Raw genomic sequence first — 18,372 nt, 5'->3', positions numbered from 1 at the left:
CCAAACCATCCCTCCCCCTGGAATCCCAAAGATCTACCTGACGCGAGCAACCGAGTGTTCGTGGTCACCGGCGGCAACGCGGGCATCGGCTACTTCATCAGCGAACAACTTGCCTCCGCGGGCGCCACCGTCGTGCTTGCCTCCCGCAGTCAATCCAAGGCGGACCTCGCGATGAAGGCCATTGCCGCGCGGATACCCAAGGCGGACCTCCGCTATCACTCGCTGGATATCTCAGACCTGTCAGCGGCCCGCCAGAGCGGGGCAGCGCTCGCCGAGTTCGGCAGGATCGACGGGATCGTGCTCAACGCAGCGGTGCTCAGCCAGAAGCAACGACGCGAGACCGCCGACGGGCATGAGCTGGTGTTCGGCACCAACTACTACGGCAACGTTCAGTTCGCCGCCGCTGCACTCCCGACCCTGCTCCACACAGAGGGCGCACGCCTCGTCACCATGGGGTCCGTCGCGCAGCGCATCGGCCGCCTCGATCTCAATGACCTCGAACAGAGGAACACGACGTACCGAAGCATGCGCACGTATGGCACATCGAAGCAGGCGCAGATGCACTTCGGGCTCGAACTCAACCGCCGACTCGTCGCTGCCGGGCAGAACATGATGAGCCTTCTCGCCCACCCAGGCGGCGCCCTGGACGGCCTGACCCCTGATCGCCCGCCGGCCTTCGAGCAGACGCGTCGCGATCGCCGCAACGCGGTGCTCATGCGACCTTTCGTGCAGGGCAAGGACCGCGCCGCGTGGCCGGCGGTACGAGCCCTTCTCGACCCGACCGCCGCGGGCGGCGAGCTTTGGGCCCCCGGCTCCGCGACCGGCCGGTGCCCGCCGCGCCGCGATCCTCTGCGCGGAGCGCTCACCGATCAGCAGCTCGCTCGTGACCTTTGGCAGAAGACACAGGAGACCCTCGACATCCAGTGGACCGTATGACCCGGTGGGTCGGGAGACAAACGCCAAGGTTGAGCCCGATAGCTCCCCGCTTCTGCGCTCGCAGAGGCGTACGACGCGCGACGGCCAGACGGCGAGGAATGAGAGAGGCGGGCCTCCCACAGGTCTCGCGGCTGCCGCAGCCCAATCAGTTTCCGCCGCTGCCCTCGACTCCGCAGCCGCGGACTCCCTCGCCCTCGTCCAATCCCACGGGTTCGCCGTGGAAGAAGAAGTGACCGGCCATGCCCGCAACGACGGAACAGAAGGCGCCCGGTAGCGAGCTGACGCCGATGAAGTTCAGCCGGCTCACCCGCCGGGGCGTGCTGCTGGGGCTCTCGGTCGCGCAGCTCATCACGCTCGGCATTGGCGGGCTCACGCTGCTGGCGGCGTTCTACGGCGGGACCGGGATGCTGCTGGCCTACACCGCGCCGGTGTGGGTGCTCGCGGCGGTGCTCCGGCAGGAGATGGCGACGCTCACCGCAGCGCTGCGCTCGGCGGACCTGACCCCGACCGGATGGCTCGGTCCCGGCCAGGTCGCGGTGATCCTGCGCTCGGCCTACGACCCTGCGGTGGCCGCGACGCTGGAACGGCACGGACGGCTCGGTCAGGAACTCGCCGCCGCCGGCCCGGTCGCCGTCACCGGGACCTGGGGCAACCTGCGCACCGACTCCGCCTGGCACGCCGTCCTATGGGTGTCGGAGTGGCCGCGGTCAATGGTCTATCCGGGCTTCCTCGCCCCCGTGCTGCTGTCCACCGGCATCCAACGATCGGTGTCGCTGATCTACACCCCAATGCGCTCTGACCAGGCCGCTCGCGACATCCGCAAGAAGAAGGTCGAACACCTCTCGGATGCCGCTCAACGTGCGCGGATGGGGCAGATCGAGGACGCCGCACAGACCGCTGAGTACCAAGACGTGCTCCAACAGGAAGCCGATCTGACCGCCGGGCACGGTGTGCTCCGCGTCTCGGGCCTGGTCAGTGTCTCCGCGCCCACGCTCGACGATGGCAGATAGTTCAGCGTTTCGTTAATTCACAATCTGATGTACTGTCTGGGGTGTGGAGGCACTGACGTACGGAGAAGTCCTGGCTCGCTTCGGGCACGCCCTGTCCGATTCCGTCCGGGCCCGGCTGTTGCTCGCGCTACGCGACGGACCCGGTTATCCCGCCGAACTGGCGGAGTTGCTCGGCACCAGCCGGCAGAACCTCTCCAACCACCTGGCCTGCCTGCGCGGCTGCGGCCTGGTGGTGGCCGTGCCGGAGGGCCGACGCTCCCGCTACGAGCTGGCCGACCCGCGGCTCGCCCACGCCCTGGGGGACCTGCTCGGCCTGGTCCTGGCCGTCGACCCGGCGGCCTGCCCGGCCGCCGACAGCGACAAGTGCTGCTGATGGCCGTGCCACTGCCGTTCGTCCCGAGTCTTCCGGCCGCACCCTCCGCCGCTCGGCGGGCGGTGCTGACCCGCCGGATCCGCTGGTTCGTCGCGGCGACCATCACCTACAACGTGATCGAGGCGATCATCGCGATCACCGCCGGGCGGATCGCCTCGTCCACGGCGTTGATCGGGTTCGGTCTCGACTCGGTGGTCGAGGTCTCCTCCGCCGCCGCCGTCGCCTGGCAGTTCACTGGCTCCGACCACGAACGCCGGGAACGCGCCGCGCTGCGGGTCATCGCCCTGTCGTTTTTCGCCCTCGCCGCCTACGTCGGCGTCGAATCGGTACGCGCGCTCCTCGGCGGCGACCGCGCGGAGCACTCCACGCTCGGGATCGCCCTCGCCGCCCTGTCGCTGGCGATCATGCCGGTGCTCTCCACCGCCCAGCGCCGGGCCGGTCGGGAACTCGGCTCCGCGTCCGCCGTCGCCGACTCCAAACAGACCCTGCTCTGCACCTACCTGTCCGCGGTGCTGCTGGTCGGTCTGGCAGTCAACTCACTGTTCGGCTGGGGGTGGGCCGACCCCGCCGCCGCCCTCGTCATCGCCGCCGTCGCGGTCAAGGAGGGCCGCGACGCCTGGCGAGGCGACGCCTGCTGCGCACCGGCCGCCACCGGACCCGTCACGGCCGCCGTCAGCGGCCCTACCTCACCAGGCATCGACGGATGCGCCGAGGGCTGTTGCGCGCACGGGCGGGCGGCCCGGTGACGGCTCGGTCGCACCGGCCGCAGGTGGCAGAAGACCCAATGGTGTACGCCCTGCGCATCCTCGGTGGACACGGTGGTCTCACCCGGATCGGCCCACAGCATGATCGGTATCCAGCGGCCGATCATCCGGCATCCAGGACGACGCAACAGCCCGGGTATTCCACACGCCGACCCGGGCCACCTCCAACCAGGCGACGTCCGGCGATAACACACATTCAGCGTGTTGGCTTTTCTGTCCACATGAACGCCGTAGCCGCCGGAATATTTCGCCCGCACAATTCCTGCGGGTGATGCGGTGACAGATGAAATGTCGCGCTGCCTCGAACTTGGCGGGACGCCTAGCCGGCACCGAATGCTAGAGCAGCAGCTCAAGGATGGCTAAAGGCCGCCGGCTAGGCGCGCTCGCCGAGCCAGCGGGAAAGGTAATTTCAGCCGCTGGCACCAGGCCACTCAACGTCAGAGCGCGTCCGCAACTCCGCGAACCTCACCACGCACAACACCATTCATCGTGATCACCTCCTCACATTAGCGACCTCGTGACGTGCGATCAGCGTACGCGAATGTCGTCGCGATCGACACCTCCCGCACACGTATATTTGCAGTCCGCCAAGGACACACTTCCTCTTGCCCAACAACCGACCACAGAACAGCAGGTAATGCACCGAATGGTCGCCCCAGTCAATACCGACCCGTTACCGTCCGAACTGGACAATGTTGGGATTTCAACTGCTCTTTCATAACCGTTGGGGCCCGGGCAGCACGAAGTGATCGTGCGGATGGGGGGCATATCCGTGCACCGGAAGCCCGTCGGACCGCTCTGTACCCAGCACCCTATCGAGTCGAATGGCGCAACCCGCTACTCGGCGCCGTCGGCCGGCGCCTTGGTTGCCGAGCCGTACGACCGCTCCACCGGGTAGCGGCGAGCGGCGTCGGCCAGCTTGTCGGTGGCGGCCACCACGAGGTCGATCCCCAGCAGGTCGGCCAGGCGGGTCAGGTAGATCATGACGTCGCCGATCTCCGCGCGCACCCGGGCGCCGTGCTCCGGATCGGCCATCACCGCTACGGACTCCTCGGGGGTGAGCCACTGCAACTCGGCAAGCAACTCCCCCACCTCACCAGCGAGTGCCATGGCCAGATTCTTCGGGGTGTGGAACCGCTGCCAGTCCCGCTCCTCGGCGAAGCGGCGCAGTCGGTCCGTCAGGTCGGCCACCCCTGCGTCGCCTGGTTCGTGTTCCACAGGGCCGAACCCTACTGCCGGGGAGCACAAACAGGCCCACGCCGGCCCACGCCGCCCGATAGTCCACCCGTGTTGCCCGGAAACTGATAGCTTGGCCGGGTAGGAGCCGAATTCGCATTTCCGCCGGGGTGCGGGGGTAGTGGTGTCGCAGCCGATCGGATCCGCGCGGACGCGCCGTCCCGGGGGCAGTCACGGTCGGCAGTGCCTGACGAACAGCCACAGTCGGCGGCGCCTGCCGGCGATGCTCGCGCTGGCCGCCGTCGTACTGTCGGGTGCCGTGGCCTGCACCGGCAGGCCGCCACCGGCGGGCCGGGTTCCGGGGGCCGGTTCGGTGACGGATTCCGGTCGGGTCGCCGATGCCGGCGGTCCGGCCCAGGCCGACGGGCCCCCGCACGCCGACGGCCCCCCGCAGGGCGACGGGCTCGGGCAGGCCGACGGCATCGGGCAGGCTGACGGGGCCGGGTGGGCGGAGACCCCTGCGTGGGCCGGCGGCCCGCCGGATCCGGACCGGCCGGCGGATGCCCCGCTACCGACCCTGTGCGCCACCGAGCCCACTCAGCCCCTCGGCGCTGGCGGCACGACCGAGCCCACCCCGGCCGCCGGCGGTGGCGAGTCGGTCATCTCCGGCAGGGAGGTGTGGAGCTTCGTCTCCGCGCCGCAGCTGCGGCCGATGCGGGTGGCCGTCACGACGCACCGCTCCGGCACCGCCCCCGGGCAGATCTTCGTCGCCCCGTACAGCCGGTCGACCATGGTCGGCCAGACCGGGACGCTGATCCTCGGCGACGGCGGTGAGCCGGTGTGGTTCCGGCCGCTGCCGTCGCCGGGCCTGCGCAACGCCGACTTCAGGGTCCAGACCTGGTACGACCCGACGACCGGAACGTCCCAGCCGGTGCTGGCCTGGTGGCAGGGCCCGGTCGCGGAGACGCCGGGCGGGGCGGAGAGCTGTTTCTACGTCTACGACTCGCAGTACCGGCTGCGGCAGACGGTCACCGCGCGCCACGGCTTCCGGGCCGACGCCGACGAGTTCCTGCTCACCCAGCGGGGTACGGCGCTGTTCATCGCCTCCCGGGTCGAGCCGATGGACCTGCGGCCGTATGGCGGGCCGACCGACGGCGCCATCCTGAACAGTGAGGTGCAGGAGGTCGACCTCTCCAGCGGCGAGTTGCTCTTCTCCTGGAACGTCCGCGAGCACGTCGACCCGGCCGAGTCGCAGGTGCCGGCGTCGGATGCGGTGCACTCCGGCGGGGTGTGGGACGCCTACCAGGTGAACTCGGTTGACGAGGGTCCCGACGGGCAGCTGTTGATCTCTGCTCGGAACACCTGGGCGGTCTACGCCGTGGACCGGGACGGTGGGGCCGTCCAGTGGCGGCTTGGTGGCCGGCGCAGCGACTTCACCCTCGACGCTCCGGCCAGCTTCGCCTGGCAGCGGGATGCCCGGTTCCGGTCGGGCAACCGGATCAGCCTGGTCGGCGACGGCTGCTGCGACCAGCCCGGCGGGCCGCCGGAGCAGCCGTCGTACGGGCTGACCCTCGACCTCGACTTCGACAACCGCAGGGCCACGGTGGACCGGACGTACCATCACAAGCCGGCGCTCTCCTCGCGGTCGCAGGGGAACCTACAGGCGCTGCCGAACGGCAACGAGTTCGTCGGGTGGGGGCAGAGCCCGTACTACTCCGAGTACGCGGGCGACGGCAACGCCCGGGGCGACGGCCAGCGGAACCTGCTCTACGACGCCCGGATGCCCGGGGAGAACGTCTCCTCCCGGGCGTTCCGCAGCGAGTGGGTCGGCACGCCGTACTACCCGCCGAGCGTGGCGGTCCGCCGGGACGGCGCGCAGAGCGTGGTCCACGCGTCGTGGAACGGGTCGACGCAGACCCGGGCGTGGCAGTTGCTCGCCGGCCCCGACCCCGAGTCGCTGACGGTGGTCGTCGAGCACGCCATGCGGACCGGCTTCGAGACCACGGTCGGCACGGCGAACCCGGGACCGTATTTCCAGGTGCGGGCGCTGGACCAGGATCGGGCCGTCCTCTCCACCTCGGCCATGGTCCGACTCGACGGCTGACCCGCCCCGCGACGGAGCCGGCAGTTTCACCAGCATCGACCCCTCTTTCGTCGTCTTAGCAAAAAGTTGTGCCGAAGTCTGCCGTAAGGCATGGACATATCTGCATTCGTTTTGTTAGCTTCGGGCCGACGGCATCGGCCAACATCCACCCCAACCGCCCAGATCAACGCCCGCGTCGCTGATCCGCAGCCGCGACGGGCGACGCCGTGCTGCCCCGATCCGTCCCCAGTAGAAGGAGAGGCAGTTGAAGAGACGACTCGCGCTCGCCGTGGCGGGCCTGACGACCATCGCCCTCATCGCCCCGCCGAACACCGCGATCGCCGCGCCGACCAATCAGACAACCACGCCAGGCACCACAAGCCCACCCCCGGAGTCGGCCTTCCAGAAGGTCACCCTCAACGACCGCCCCGGCGAGCCGATGGACCTGGCCGTGCTGCCCGACAACCGGGTGCTGCACGTGACCCGCAAGGGCGAGGTGTGGTTGCACAATCCCGACACCGGCCGCAACACCATCGCCGCCACCCTCGATGTCTACCAGCACGACGAGGAGGGCCTACAGAACGTCGCGATCGACCCCGACTTCGGCAAGGGCGGAAACAACTGGGTCTACCTGTACTACTCGCCGCCGCTGAACACCCCGGTCGACGATCCGTCCACTCCGGACGTCAACGAGGGCGACGCGCCGGCCTGGGGCACCGAGGCGGACTTCGCGCCGTTCCGCGGGGTGATCCGGCTCTCCCGGTTCCGCCTGGTCAAGGAGAAGCTGGTGCTCTCCACCGAACAGCGGATCCTGGACGTGCCGGTCGACCGGGGCATCTGCTGCCACGTCGGCGGGGACATCGTCTTCGACGCCAAGGGCAACCTGTACCTGTCCACCGGCGACGACACCAACCCGTTCGAGTCCGGCGGCTACGCCCCCATCGACGAGCGTGCCGGGCGCAACCCGGCGTACGACGCGCAGCGCAGCTCGGCCAACACCAACGACCTGCGCGGCAAGATCCTGCGGATCAAGGTGGGCGCCAACGGCCGGTACACGATTCCGGACGGGAACCTCTTCAAGAAGGGCACGACCGGCACCCGCCCGGAGATCTACCTGATGGGCCTGCGCAACCCGTTCCGGATCGAGCTGAACCGCAAGACCAACGAGCTGTACGTCGGCGACTACTCGCCGGACGCGGGCCAGCCCGACCCGCAGCGCGGGCCGGCCGGGCACGGCAAGTGGTTCGTCGCCCGCAAGGCCGGCAACCACGGCTGGCCCTACTGCGCCACCGCCCAGCTGCCGTACGTGGACTACGACTTTGCCACCGACACCTCCGGAAAGACGTTCGACTGCTCGGCGCCGGTCAACGAGTCGCCGCACAACACCGGCCTGCGCAAGCTGCCACCGGTGCAGCAGCCGGACGTGTGGTACGGCTACGGCCTCTCGGCGCAGTTCCCGGAGCTGGGCACCGGCGGCATCGGGCCGATGGCCGGGCCGGCGTACCGGTACTCCCACCCGACCACGCGGGGCCGCGCGCCGGTGGCCTGGCCGGCGTACTACGACGGCAAGCCGCTGTTCTACGAGTGGACCCGGGACTACGTGAAGGCGTTCCAGCTCAACCGCGGCGGCAAGCTGAGCGGGATCGAGTCGGTGCTCCCCTCGATCGTCTTCGACAACCCGATGGACCTCGAATTCGGCCCGAACGGCGCGCTCTACGTGCTTGAGTACGGCGACGGCTTCTTCAGCGAGAACCCGGAAGCGCAGCTGGCCCGCGTCGACTACATCGGCTGGGACGGCAACCACAGCCCGGTGCCCCAGGTCTCGGCGTCGCAGACCAACGGGCACCCGCCGCTGACCGTCACGTTCTCCAGCGAGGGCACCACGGATGCCGACGGCGACCGGCTCAGGTACGAGTGGTACCTGGATGACGACGACAAGGTCGACTCCCGCGCGACGAACCCGACCTTCACGTACCGGAAGAACGGCATCTACCAGGCGACGCTCAAGGTGACCGACCCGAAGGGACGGTCGGCCTCCGCGTCGGTCCGGGTCGTGGTCGGCAACGCCGAGCCGGTGGTGGAGCTGGTCACGCCGGTCGTCGGCCAGCCCTTCACCTTCGGCGACACCGTACGGTTCGAGGTACGCGTCACCGACGACCAGCCGGTGGACTGTGCCCGGGTCAGCGTGACGTACATCCTGGGCCACGACGACCACGGCCACCCGATGACCACCGCCAACGGCTGCACCGGCTCGATCGTGACCACGGTGCCCTCGGGCCACGACCCGGCGACCGACAACCTCTCCGCGGTGTTCGTGGCCTCCTACACCGACGGCGGCACCGACGGTCTGCCCGCCCTGACCGGGACCGACGAGGTCGTCCTGGTTCCCACCAGGTAGCCCACGAAAGGAGTCACCATGTGTTACGGGTACGACGGAATGGCCGCGCTGCGGCGCTCCGTCATCGACCGGCGGGGTGTGCTGCGCGGTTCGTTGGCGGCGGTCGCCGGCGTCGGGCTCGCCTCGTCGGGGATCGGCGCGACGGCCGCAGCGGCCGGCACCAAGGTCACCGGCCGTCGGCGGGTGCCCCCGGGCCTGGTCAGCATCCAGCTGTGGACGGTCCGCGACGCGCTGTCGGGTGAGCCGGGGTACGACGCCACCCTCCGGCACCTCGCCCGGATCGGCTATCCACGGGTGGAGCTGGCGCTCGGCTACTTCGGGCGTAGCGCCGCCCAGTTGCGCCGGTTCCTGGATGGCATCGGCATCAAGGCCAGCTCCAGCCACGACGGGATCAGCGCCGACCCGGCCGCGCTGCGCCAGAAGATCCAGAACGCGGTCACCCTGGGCCAGAAGTTCATGGTGGTGCCGTACCTGTACTCCGAGAACGCCGACGACTGGAAGCGTTGGGCGGAACAGATGAACGTCGAGGCCGCGGCGGCGCGCAAGGCCGGGCTGAGCTACGGCTACCACAACCACGCCCACGAGTTCACCATCGACCTCGGGCGTGGCCGGCGTCCGTGGGACGTGCTGACCAGGGAACTCGATCCCCGGCTCGTGCACCTGGAGATCGACCTCTACTGGGCCGTCACCGGCGGCATCAACTCCGGCGACGGCGTGGCCGACCCCGAGGGCTTCACCCTGGACGTCATCCGCTGCGCGCCACAGAAGGTCCTGCAATACCACGTCAAGGACCGGCACGCGGCCGACGGCGACATGGCCGACCTGGGCACCGGGATGATCGATTTCGGTCGGATCTTCCGGAAGCACTCGGTGCTCGAATACATCGTCGAGAACGACACCCCCGACGTGACTCCCCAGCGGACCGCCGAGGTCGGCTACCGCTACCTGCACAAGCTGCGGTTCTGACGTACCTGGTCAGCTCTGCTGACGGGCACCGGGGTCGGCCGTTCCGCGCCGGCCCCGGTTGCCCTGTTCGCGATGCCGGTGGCGCGCCGGCCTCCTCCTACGTGTGTGCGCCGCCGGCAGCCTCGCGGAGTGCGGCGACCGCGGTCTGCACCGCCGGTGTGTGCTCGACCGCGTCGTGCACCACCAGATAGATCGACCGGACCGGTGTGGGACGGACCAGCCGGACCCGGGTCACACCGTCGGGCAGCTTCGCCGCGCCGAGCGCGGGGAGCACCGTGAGCCCGATGCCGGCTTCGACGAAGGCGAGCGCCGTCGGGTAGTCGTGCGCCTCCACCCCGAAGGCCGGGCTGAAGCCGGCGGCGGTGCAGGCTTCGATGAGGTTGGCGCGGCACCAGCCGCGGGCGAAGTCGTTGTCGACCCAGCGCTCGTCGGCGAGGTCAACCAGGTCCACCTCGTCCTGCTCGGCGAATCGGTGCCCGGCCGGCAGCACGGCGACATAGGGATCGTCGAGGAGATGGTGGGCGGTGAAGCCCGAACCGGGGTCGAAGCCGGTGGGCCCCACCACCACCTGCACGTCGGCGCGTTCCTCTCGACTGTTCGGGATGTGTTCGCGCAGTTCCAGGTCGAGTCGAACGCCGGGGAGGTCGGTGGTGACCCGCCGCACCACGAGCGGCATCCACGGCGCGCCGACCGACGCGAAGTACGCGATGGAGAGTGCGCCGGTGCGGCCTGATCGCAGGTCCGCGATCAGCGACTCGGCCTCGCCGAGGCGGGCGAGCACCCGGTCCGCCTCGGCGGCGAGGGCATGCCCGGCGGCCGTGGGTCGCAGTCCCCGCCCCGCCCGGGCGAGCAGCGTGAGGCCCGTTTCGCGCTGTAGCGCGGTGAGGTGCTGGCTGACCGCGGAGGGGGTGTAGCCCAGGTTGGCGGCGGCCGACTGGACCGACCCGGAGGCCACGACGGAACGGAAAACCCGGAGGCGGTGGACGTCGAGCACACCGCAACTATAAAGCCCGACTGAACTGTCATGAAGGAATAGTCGCTGGTACTGAAGAGTCGGCCGGATGAGAATCACCGCATGACCTGCGCGGAGACCACCGCCCCGACCACGGCCGCCGCTTCCACCCGGCCCGCCGCCGAGGCCGCCCACACCCTCACCCGGGAGCCCGCCCCGCCCACCGGACGGCCCCGGCCCTGGCCGATCGTCGCCGCCGCCGGGACGACGGTGCTCCTGTGGGCGTCGGCGTTCGTCGGCATCCGGTTCGCCGGGCACGACTACTCCCCCGGCGCCATGGCGCTGGGCCGGATGGCCACCGCGTCCATCGCGCTGAGCGTCTTCGTCGCAGCACTCACCACCGGCGCCGGACGCCGCAGCGGGCGACCGCGACACGGCACGCCGGGGTTGGGCGCCCCGGCGCCCCGCCGGTCCGGCACCCTGGGGCTCATCGCGCTCTGGGGCGTGGCCTGGTTCGGCGGGTACAACGTCGCGCTCAACGCCGCCGAGCGGCTGGTCGACGCCGGGACCGCGGCGCTACTGGTGTCGGTCGCACCAATCCTGGTCGCGGTGGCCGCCATCCTCGTCCTGGGCGAGCGGCTCACCGGCCGGCTCGGGCTCGGGATGGCGGTAGCTTTCGCGGGCGTGGCCCTGATCGCGGCCGGCGGCTTCACCGGGCACGCCGACAAGCTCGGCGTCGCGCTGGCGGTGCTCTCCGCCGCGTTGTACGCCTTCGGCGTACTCCTCCAGAAACGCCTGCTGGCCCGCGTGGACGCCGTGACGATGACCTGGCTCGGCGCGCTGGCCGGCACCGCTGCCCTGCTGCCGTTCGCCCCCGCGCTGCTCGGGGAGATCGCCGCAGCGCCGCCATCGGCCACCCTGGGCATGCTCTACCTGGGCGTGTTCCCGACCGCGATCGGCTTCCTCACCTGGGGTTACGTGCTGTCCCGCTGGACGGCGGGTCGCACCACCGCCGCGACCTACCTGGTGCCGCCGGTGACCGTCCTGCTCTCCTGGACGGTGCTGGGCGAGGTACCGGCCCCCCTCGCCCTGCTCGGCGGCGCGCTCTGCCTCACCGGCGTGATCCTCGCGACGCGCCGCTAGGGCGTGGCCGGGCCTCGACCCGCGAACAGGGCTGAGAGAGGGTGAGTCGGGGACAGCCCTTGATGTCGGGCTTGAGGAAATTAAGGTTTGCACGTTGACACCTTAAGAAATTCAAGATACGAATGGATGGTACGGGTCGCGTAGAGGAGGGGGTCGAAGGTGGACTGGCAGGAACTGACCGACCTGAGCCGCGGAGAGCCGTTCGTGGTCGAGCGGGTCCGGCTCGCCGGCAGCGGCGTGGTGGTCGAGGGTCAGTTCGAGCCGCCCCAGTTGGCTCAACTCAGCGTCGACGACCAGGTCTTCGTTGCCGCGTTCGTGCGGTCACACGGCTCGATCAAGGAGATGGAGCGGATCTTCGGGGTGAGCTACCCGACCGTCAAGTCCCGGCTGAACCGGATCGCCGAGCACCTCGACTTCGTCGACACCGACCCGGCGCCCAGCGGCGCCGACGTCGTCGACCGCCTGCGGCGGGGGGAGATCAGCGTCCAGGAGGCGCTGGCCGAGCTGGAGGGGTCGCGATGATCCCGCAACTGGTGACGGTACGCCGTCGCCGCCCCAACGGCCGCGGGCTGCGGCTCTACGTCCCGGTCCTGCCAGCGCTGCTGGTGCTGGCGCCGCTGTTGCTGCTCGCGATGCTGGTCGGACTGGTCGCCTGCCTCGCCACCCGGGTGAGCCTGGTGGGCGCGCTGCGCGGCGTCGGGCAGCTGCTGTGGGCGCTGCCCGGCACGCAGATCGAGATCGAGCAGGGCCGGACGGCCGTGCTGGTGAGCGTCAGATGAGTCAGTGGGGGAAGGGACAACCATGAACGAGCAGCGCCGCCAGATCCTGCAGATGCTGGCCGAAGGCAGGATCACCGCGGAGGAGGCCGAGCGGCTGATCGACGCCCTCGAACGAGAGCAGCCCGCGTCGCCGCCGGGAGCGGCACCCCGCCCGAAGTCCCGACCCAGATACCTGCGGGTGGTGGTGAGTTCGGCGGACAACTTCGGCGGCGACGGGCCAGGCCGGGTCAACGTCCGGGTCCCGCTACAGCTGCTGCGCGCCGGGGTCCGGCTCGCCAGCCTCATCCCTCCGCACGCGCTCACCAAGGTCAACGCGGAGCTGAACAGGTCAGGGGTGCCGATCGACCTCACCCAGCTCAAACCGCAGCACATCGAGGAACTCATCGAGCAGCTCGACGACGTCACCGTCGACGTCGACCAGCCCGACGCCAAGGTGCAGGTGTTCTGCGAGTGACACCGCCACAGCGCCGCACGCCCGCCCGATCACGCAAAGAAGTCCAGTAGCTGCCGGGTTGTCTGCTCAGGGGCCTCCTCGGCGATGAAGTGCCCGGCCGGAAGCGGCTCGCCGCGGACGTCGTCCGCCCACTCCCGCCAGATGTCGAGCGGGTTTTCGTAGAGGGGCGCCACCGAGCCCTGCTCGCCCCAGAGGAACAGCACCGGGCAGGCGATCTTCCGGTTGCCGTGGTCCCGCTCGTCCTGTTCGTAGTCAAGTGTCGCGGAGGCGCGGTACTCCTCGCAGATCGCGTGGACCGTTTCGGGGTCGCGGAACTTGGCCAGATACTCCGCGCGTACCTCGTCGGGGAAGGCGTCCTTCACCATCGGCCAGGTGTCGAGCATGAGGTCGGGCAGCGTGGCCGGGGACGCGGCGATGAACCGTTCCGGCAGCGGGTGCGGCGCGGCGAGGAACGACCACACCCAGGTGGCGAGGCTGAACTCCTTGTCGGCGCGGTCGTAGGCGCTGCCGACGGGCACCACGTCCATCACGGCGAGCCGGACGACCGCGTCGGGCTCGTCCAGGGCCAGCCGGTACGCGCAGCGCGCCCCGCGGTCGTGTGCGGCAACCCTGAAGGTGTCGAAACCGAGGCTGCCCATCACCTCGATCTGGTCGCGGCCGATGGCGCGCAGGCTGTACGGCTCGTGATCGGGGGTGCTGGGCGGCTTGCCGCTGTCGCCGTAGCCCCGCAGATCGGTAGCGACCACCGTGTAGTGCTCGGCCAGCTGGGGCGCGACCCGGTGCCACATGAGATGCGTCTCCGGAATCCCGTGCAGGAGCAGCACCGGTGGCCCGCTGCCGCCGTGCCGGCCGTGGATCGTCGTACCGGACGTCTCGATGTCGAACTCCTCGAACCCGTCGAACATCGCAACTCCCTGGTCGTGGGCGGCACCGCGCGGTCGGCGGTGTTCCCCCGACGCCGACCGCTACACCTGCCGCCCCCGGTGCGCCGTCAGGCTGGCGGCAGGGTCACGGTGACGGTGAGGCCACCGGTGGGGCGTGGTTCGGCCTCGGCGGTGCCGCCGTGTGCCCGGGCCACCGCCCGTACGATCGACAGTCCCAGCCCGAAGCCCCGGGTGCCGGCCACCCGTTCCCGGTTCAGCCGCCGGAACGGCTGAAACAGCGTCTCCACGTCGTAGCCGGGCACCACCGGACCGGTGTTGGCCACCACCAGCGTCGGGCGCCCGGCCACCACGCCGGTCCGCACCTCCACCCAGCCGTCGGCCGGCACGTTGTGCCGCAACGCGTTCTCGACCAGGTTGACCGTCAGCCGTTCCAGCAGCACCGGGTCGCCGACCGTCCGGGCCGGGCCCAGCGACCGGCGCACGGGGATGCCCGGTGACGACGCCACCGCCTGATCGATCATGTACGCGGCGATCTCGGCCAGGTCCACCTGGGCGCGTTCGATCAGCTCGCTCTCCGAGTCGGCCAGCGTGAGCAGGCCGTCGATCAGCCGCTCGTGCCGCTCGTTCACCGACAGCAGCGCCTCGCCGAGGCGGCGCACCTCGGCCGGGGCGTCCGGCCGGCTGACCGCCAACTCCACCAGCACCCGGTTCAACGTCAGCGGGGTCCGCAGCTCGTGGGAGGCGTTCGCCACGAACCGCCGCTGACCGTCGAAGGAGCGGTCCAGCCGTTCCAGCATCTGGTCGAACGTGTCGGCGAGTTCGCGTACCTCGTCGCGGGGGCCGGTCAGCGCGATCCGCTCGTGCAGCCCGCGCCCGGCGGAGTCCGCGCCGGCGATCCGGCGGGCCGTCGCGGTGATCTGGTGCAGGGGTTGCAGCGCCCGGCCGGCGATCAGCCAGCCGAACGCGACCGCCGCCGCCGAGACCACCACCAGCGCGATGCCGCCCTGGGTGAGCAGCGACTCCAACGCGTTGCGCTTCGCCTCGCTCTGCACGTCCTGGATCAACATGCGGATCTTGTCGAAATCCAACCCGCTCGACGGGGCGCGGGTGACCACCGCGGCCCGGTCCGGGAACTCGGCCCGGAACTGCTGCGGCATCCGCTGGTCCACCAGCACGTACGTGACGCCGAGCAGGACGACGCCGGCGAGCAGGAAGAGACCGCCGTAGACCAGGGTGAGGCGGGCCCGGAGGGTGAGTCGCTTCACCGGATCCGGTACCCCGCTCCCGGCACGGTCTCCACCACCGGCGGGTCGCCGAGCTTGCGCCGCAGCTTCATCACGGTGACCCGCACCACGTTGGTGAACGGGTCGATGTGCTCGTCCCAGACCTGTTCCAGCAGTTCCTCGGCGGAGACCACCGCCCCGTCCGCGCGCAGCAGCTCGGCCAGCACCGCGAACTCCTTGCGGGTCAGCGACAGGTGACGGCCGTCGCGGTGCGCCTCGCGGCGGGCCGGATCGAGCACGATCCCCGCCCGGTGCAGCGTCGGCGGCGCGGCCGGGCGGGCCCGTCGGGTCAGCGCGTGCACCCGGGCCGCCAGTTCCACCAGCGCGAACGGCTTCACCAGGTAGTCGTCGGCGCCGAGGGCGAGGCCGGCCACCCGCTCGCGCACCGCCGCCGCGGCGGTGAGCATCAGCACCCGGGTCTCGCCGCCGGAGTCGACGATCGCCCGGCACACGTCGTCGCCGTGCACGACCGGCAGGTCCCGGTCGAGCACCACCACCGTGTACGCGTTCACGCCCAGCCGCTCCAGCGCGGCGTCCCCGTCGTACGCCACGTCGACCGCGAACGCCTCCCGGCGCAGCCACTCCGCGATGGCGTCCGCCAGCACGTCCTCGTCCTCCACCACCAGCACTCGCACCCGCCAATGGTGCCCCGGGCGGGGATAACGCCGACGTAAACGGGTTCGGTTACGCCCGCGATACGCGGCGTCGGCTGGACTGACCCGGTCGTCCGGCGGCTGCCGCCGGACGCGCCGTCCGGCGAGGGTCGCCGGACGCCGGAAAGGACACCGACGATGCGACGGAGAATTCTCATGCTCCCCGTGCTGCTGGCGCTCGCGCTGGCGGGGTGCGCCGGCCAGGACGACGGCGGGACCACAGTGGCCACGGCCGGCGGCGCCGCCGCGGCCCCCTCCGCCTCGGCGAGCGGCACCGAGGCAAGCGACGACGAGCGGCGGTTGGCCTTCGCCCGGTGCATGCGGGAGAACGGCGTGGACATGCCGGACCCGGGGGCCGGCAACGGGCCGACGTTCCGGTTCGACGGCAGCGTCGACCGGAGCAAGGTCGAGGCGGCCATGGAGAAGTGCCGCGAGCTGCTGCCCAACGGCGGCCAGTCGCCACAACTCGACGCCGAGCAGCTCGAACAGATGCGGGCCATGGCCCGGTGCATGCGGGAGAACGGCGTACCGGACTTCCCGGACCCGGCACCGGACGGCCGGATCCAGATCCAGCGGGACGCCCTCCGGATCAACCCGGACGACCCGACGTTCCGTACCGCGATGGAGAAGTGCCGGCAGCACGCGCCGCAGTTCGGCGGTCGCCGATGACCCCGCCCGCCCGCCGTACCCGGATGGCGGCCACCGCCGGTGGCGTGGCGCTGCTGCTGGTCGCGGCGGCCGGCGTGACCGCCTCGCTCGGATTCGGGGGCGGCGTCCGGGGTGCCGCCGCCGAGGCCGACACCGCGCCGCCCGCCAGCGCCACCGTCACCCGGCAGACCCTCGCCGACGCGGAGACCGTCGACGGTGAGCTCGGGTACGGGCCCAGCCGGACCGCCGCCAGCCGGCTGCCCGGCACCGTCACCGCGCTGCCGGACACCGGCGTCACCGTGCGGCGCGGCAAGGCGCTCTACGCCGTCGACGGCGATCCGGTGGTGCTGCTGTACGGGAAGGTGCCCGCGTACCGGACGCTCCAGCCCGGCGTCGAGGGCCCGGACGTCGAGCAGCTGGAACGGAACCTGAAGGCGCTCGGCTACACCGGTTTCACCGTCGACGGCGAGTACACCTGGGCCACCGCCGACGCGGTCCGCGCCTGGCAGGACGACCTCGGCGTGGCCGTGACCGGCCGGGTCGAGCTGGGCCGGATCGCGTACGCCGACGGCCCGGTCCGGGTGGAGAGCCACCAGCTCGACGTCGGCGCGGCCGTCCAGCCCGGACAGGCGGTGCTCACCTACACCGGCACCGACCGGCTGGTCACCACGGAACTCGACGTCGACGACCAGCGTCTCGCCAAGCGGGGCGGGCCGGTCGAGGTCACCCTGCCCGACGGCCGGCAGGTGGCGGGGAAGATCAGCACGGTCGAGACGGTCGTCAAGAGCGGCGCGGCCGGCGACTCCGGCGCCGAGACGAAGATCGAGGTGGTCGTCACCGTCAACGACCAGAAGGCGCTGGCCGACTTCGACCGGGCCTCCGCCAAGCTGAGCTTCACCGTCAGCGAGCGCCCCGACGTGCTGACCGTCCCGGTGGCCTCGCTGCTGGCGCTGGCCGAGGGCGGCTACGGGCTGGAGATCCTCGGCGAGGGGTCCAGCCGGATCGTCGCCGTCACCACCGGGCTCTTCGCCAACGGCCGGGTCGAGATCACCGGCGACGGCGTCACCGAGGGCGCCACCGTCGGGATGCCGTCATGAGCGACCGTCAGCGAGCGAATCATCAGCACAGTGCGACGGTGCCTCATGACGGCACGCAGCGGAGCGGAGTGCGGTCATGAGCGAAGACGTGATCGTGCTCGACCAGGTCGGCCGGGAGTACGCGGGCGGGGTGGTCGCCCTCGCCGACGTGTCACTGCGGATCGGCCACGGCGAGCTGGTGGCGATCGTCGGGCCGTCCGGCTCCGGCAAGTCGACCATGCTCAACGTGATCGGCACGCTGGACCGGCCGACCTCGGGCACGGTGTTGATCGACGGGTACGACGTGGCTCGACTCTCCGACCGGCAACTCTCCGCGCTGCGGGCCACCCGGATCGGCTTCGTGTTCCAGCAGTTCCATCTGGCGCCCGGCGTACCGGTGCTGGACAACGTGGCGGACGGGCTGCTCTACGCCGGCGTACCCCGGCGGGAGCGGCGGCGGCGCGCCGAGGCCACGCTGCACCGCGTCGGCCTCGGCCACCGGCTCGACCACCGGCCGCACGAGCTCTCCGGCGGCGAGCGGCAGCGGGTCGCGGTGGCCCGCGCGGTCGTCGGCGAGCCGGCCGTGCTGCTGGCCGACGAACCGACCGGCAACCTCGACACCAGCTCCGGGACGGCCGTGCTCGACCTCCTGCACGATCTGCACCGGGCCGGGACCACGGTCGTCGTGATCACCCACGACCGGGAGATCGCCGCCAGCCTGCCCCGTCAGGTGCAGATGCGCGACGGACGGCTGCGGGCCGACTCGCGGCCGGTGCCGAGCGGGGTGAGCTGAG

20 protein-coding genes are annotated in these 18,372 nt (G+C 71.0%); 14 read left to right on the top strand and 6 right to left on the bottom strand.

What is annotated here, in order from left to right; genetic code table 11:
• Window positions 1–54: 54 nt before the first annotated feature.
• Window positions 55–936 (top strand): SDR family NAD(P)-dependent oxidoreductase, encoded by an 882-nt coding sequence (locus tag ACQPYA_RS12910; protein WP_433532822.1) that lies wholly within the window; start codon window positions 55–57, stop codon window positions 934–936.
• 145 nt (window positions 937–1,081) lie between these two features.
• On the opposite strand, the gene ACQPYA_RS12905 is transcribed toward ACQPYA_RS12910, so the two are convergent.
• Window positions 1,082–1,243, bottom strand: coding sequence for a hypothetical protein (locus ACQPYA_RS12905; protein ID WP_433532821.1), 162 nt, complete (start codon window positions 1,241–1,243; stop codon window positions 1,082–1,084).
• Between the two features lie 10 nt (window positions 1,244–1,253).
• Here ACQPYA_RS12905 and ACQPYA_RS12900 point away from each other — a divergent pair, with 10 nt between their 5' ends.
• Genes ACQPYA_RS12900 through ACQPYA_RS12890 form a run of 3 tightly spaced genes read left to right on the top strand, consistent with a single transcriptional unit; the run spans window position 1,254 to window position 3,065 of the window.
• Window positions 1,254–1,946 carry an SCO6880 family protein gene (locus ACQPYA_RS12900; protein ID WP_433532820.1) on the top strand — a complete coding sequence of 231 codons (693 nt, stop codon included), beginning with the start codon at window positions 1,254–1,256 and terminating at the stop codon, window positions 1,944–1,946.
• 43 nt (window positions 1,947–1,989) lie between these two features.
• On the top strand, window positions 1,990–2,319 hold the full coding sequence (locus ACQPYA_RS12895; RefSeq protein WP_433532819.1) for an ArsR/SmtB family transcription factor: 330 nt from the start codon (window positions 1,990–1,992) through the stop codon (window positions 2,317–2,319).
• Window positions 2,319–3,065 carry a cation transporter gene (locus ACQPYA_RS12890; RefSeq protein WP_433532818.1) on the top strand — a complete coding sequence of 249 codons (747 nt, stop codon included), beginning with the start codon at window positions 2,319–2,321 and terminating at the stop codon, window positions 3,063–3,065. The genes ACQPYA_RS12895 and ACQPYA_RS12890 overlap by 1 nt, the downstream gene beginning before the upstream one ends.
• 855 nt (window positions 3,066–3,920) lie before the next feature.
• Here ACQPYA_RS12890 and ACQPYA_RS12885 read toward each other — a convergent pair.
• A complete protein-coding gene (locus tag ACQPYA_RS12885; RefSeq protein ID WP_433532817.1) occupies window positions 3,921–4,301 on the bottom strand; it encodes a nucleotide pyrophosphohydrolase in 381 nt (126 codons plus the stop codon).
• Window positions 4,302–4,632: 331 nt separating this feature from the next.
• Between ACQPYA_RS12885 and ACQPYA_RS12880 the strand changes: the two genes are divergently transcribed.
• The 3 genes from ACQPYA_RS12880 (at window position 4,633) to ACQPYA_RS12870 (ending at window position 9,706) form a co-directional block, all read left to right on the top strand.
• Window positions 4,633–6,363 (top strand): arylsulfotransferase family protein, encoded by a 1,731-nt coding sequence (locus ACQPYA_RS12880; protein ID WP_433532816.1) that lies wholly within the window; start codon window positions 4,633–4,635, stop codon window positions 6,361–6,363.
• A gap of 244 nt (window positions 6,364–6,607) precedes the next feature.
• Complete coding sequence (locus tag ACQPYA_RS12875) at window positions 6,608–8,740, top strand: PQQ-dependent sugar dehydrogenase (RefSeq protein WP_433532815.1); 2,133 nt, start codon at window positions 6,608–6,610, stop codon at window positions 8,738–8,740.
• A gap of 18 nt (window positions 8,741–8,758) precedes the next feature.
• Window positions 8,759–9,706, top strand: a complete 948-nt coding sequence (locus ACQPYA_RS12870; protein WP_433532814.1) for a sugar phosphate isomerase/epimerase family protein — start codon at window positions 8,759–8,761, stop codon at window positions 9,704–9,706.
• A gap of 97 nt (window positions 9,707–9,803) precedes the next feature.
• Here ACQPYA_RS12870 and ACQPYA_RS12865 read toward each other — a convergent pair whose 3' ends face one another.
• On the bottom strand, window positions 9,804–10,700 hold the full coding sequence (locus tag ACQPYA_RS12865; protein WP_433532813.1) for a LysR family transcriptional regulator: 897 nt from the start codon (window positions 10,698–10,700) through the stop codon (window positions 9,804–9,806).
• Between the two features lie 81 nt (window positions 10,701–10,781).
• Between ACQPYA_RS12865 and ACQPYA_RS12860 the strand changes: the two genes are divergently transcribed.
• From ACQPYA_RS12860 to ACQPYA_RS12845, 4 genes are all read left to right on the top strand, one after another.
• The gene (locus ACQPYA_RS12860; RefSeq protein ID WP_433532812.1) at window positions 10,782–11,801 is read left to right on the top strand and encodes a DMT family transporter; all 1,020 of its coding nucleotides are present in this window, start codon (window positions 10,782–10,784) and stop codon (window positions 11,799–11,801) included.
• A gap of 159 nt (window positions 11,802–11,960) precedes the next feature.
• Complete coding sequence (locus tag ACQPYA_RS12855; protein WP_433532811.1) at window positions 11,961–12,323, top strand: DUF2089 domain-containing protein; 363 nt, start codon at window positions 11,961–11,963, stop codon at window positions 12,321–12,323.
• A complete protein-coding gene (locus ACQPYA_RS12850) occupies window positions 12,320–12,580 on the top strand; it encodes a hypothetical protein (RefSeq protein ID WP_433532810.1) in 261 nt (86 codons plus the stop codon). The genes ACQPYA_RS12855 and ACQPYA_RS12850 overlap by 4 nt, the downstream gene beginning before the upstream one ends.
• Before the next feature lie 22 nt (window positions 12,581–12,602).
• Window positions 12,603–13,034, top strand: a complete 432-nt coding sequence (locus tag ACQPYA_RS12845; RefSeq protein ID WP_433532809.1) for an SHOCT-like domain-containing protein — start codon at window positions 12,603–12,605, stop codon at window positions 13,032–13,034.
• A 29-nt stretch (window positions 13,035–13,063) separates the two neighbouring features.
• Here ACQPYA_RS12845 and ACQPYA_RS12840 read toward each other — a convergent pair whose 3' ends face one another.
• From ACQPYA_RS12840 to ACQPYA_RS12830, 3 genes are all read right to left on the bottom strand, one after another.
• A complete protein-coding gene (locus ACQPYA_RS12840) occupies window positions 13,064–13,939 on the bottom strand; it encodes an alpha/beta fold hydrolase (protein WP_433532808.1) in 876 nt (291 codons plus the stop codon).
• An 86-nt stretch (window positions 13,940–14,025) separates the two neighbouring features.
• Complete coding sequence (locus tag ACQPYA_RS12835) at window positions 14,026–15,183, bottom strand: sensor histidine kinase (RefSeq protein WP_433532807.1); 1,158 nt, start codon at window positions 15,181–15,183, stop codon at window positions 14,026–14,028.
• On the bottom strand, window positions 15,180–15,836 hold the full coding sequence (locus ACQPYA_RS12830) for a response regulator transcription factor (RefSeq protein WP_433532806.1): 657 nt from the start codon (window positions 15,834–15,836) through the stop codon (window positions 15,180–15,182). The genes ACQPYA_RS12835 and ACQPYA_RS12830 overlap by 4 nt, the downstream gene beginning before the upstream one ends.
• A 174-nt stretch (window positions 15,837–16,010) precedes the next feature.
• Between ACQPYA_RS12830 and ACQPYA_RS12825 the strand changes: the two genes are divergently transcribed.
• The 3 genes from ACQPYA_RS12825 to ACQPYA_RS12815 all read left to right on the top strand — a co-directional run bounded on the left by ACQPYA_RS12825 (window position 16,011) and on the right by ACQPYA_RS12815 (window position 18,371).
• Window positions 16,011–16,523: a hypothetical protein gene (locus tag ACQPYA_RS12825; RefSeq protein ID WP_433532805.1), complete on the top strand. Its 513-nt coding sequence runs from the start codon at window positions 16,011–16,013 to the stop codon at window positions 16,521–16,523.
• Window positions 16,520–17,599 carry a peptidoglycan-binding protein gene (locus ACQPYA_RS12820; RefSeq protein WP_433532804.1) on the top strand — a complete coding sequence of 360 codons (1,080 nt, stop codon included), beginning with the start codon at window positions 16,520–16,522 and terminating at the stop codon, window positions 17,597–17,599. Before ACQPYA_RS12825 ends, ACQPYA_RS12820 begins: the two co-directional genes overlap by 4 nt.
• A 76-nt stretch (window positions 17,600–17,675) precedes the next feature.
• Complete coding sequence (locus ACQPYA_RS12815) at window positions 17,676–18,371, top strand: ABC transporter ATP-binding protein (protein WP_433532803.1); 696 nt, start codon at window positions 17,676–17,678, stop codon at window positions 18,369–18,371.
• Window position 18,372: the final 1 nt, after the last annotated feature.

It is taken from the genome of Micromonospora sp. CA-263727, from assembly GCF_050942455.1.
Classification (GTDB): domain Bacteria; phylum Actinomycetota; class Actinomycetes; order Mycobacteriales; family Micromonosporaceae; genus Micromonospora.
Note: the sequence above shows the minus strand (reverse complement) of the source record. Positions and strands in the feature narration are given on the sequence as shown.

Excerpts from the sequence above, each read along its gene's own strand:
- ACQPYA_RS12850 (WP_433532810.1), top strand. The coding sequence starts at position 12,320 with ATGATCCCGCAACTGGTGACGGTACGCCGTCGCCGCCCCAACGGCCGC.
- ACQPYA_RS12840 (WP_433532808.1), bottom strand. The coding sequence starts at position 13,939 with ATGTTCGACGGGTTCGAGGAGTTCGACATCGAGACGTCCGGTACGACG.
- ACQPYA_RS12845 (WP_433532809.1), top strand. The coding sequence starts at position 12,603 with ATGAACGAGCAGCGCCGCCAGATCCTGCAGATGCTGGCCGAAGGCAGG.
- ACQPYA_RS12820 (WP_433532804.1), top strand. The coding sequence starts at position 16,520 with ATGACCCCGCCCGCCCGCCGTACCCGGATGGCGGCCACCGCCGGTGGC.
- ACQPYA_RS12890 (WP_433532818.1), top strand. The coding sequence starts at position 2,319 with ATGGCCGTGCCACTGCCGTTCGTCCCGAGTCTTCCGGCCGCACCCTCC.
- ACQPYA_RS12825 (WP_433532805.1), top strand. The coding sequence starts at position 16,011 with ATGCTCCCCGTGCTGCTGGCGCTCGCGCTGGCGGGGTGCGCCGGCCAG.
- ACQPYA_RS12815 (WP_433532803.1), top strand. The coding sequence starts at position 17,676 with ATGAGCGAAGACGTGATCGTGCTCGACCAGGTCGGCCGGGAGTACGCG.
- ACQPYA_RS12870 (WP_433532814.1), top strand. The coding sequence starts at position 8,759 with ATGTGTTACGGGTACGACGGAATGGCCGCGCTGCGGCGCTCCGTCATC.
- ACQPYA_RS12860 (WP_433532812.1), top strand. The coding sequence starts at position 10,782 with ATGACCTGCGCGGAGACCACCGCCCCGACCACGGCCGCCGCTTCCACC.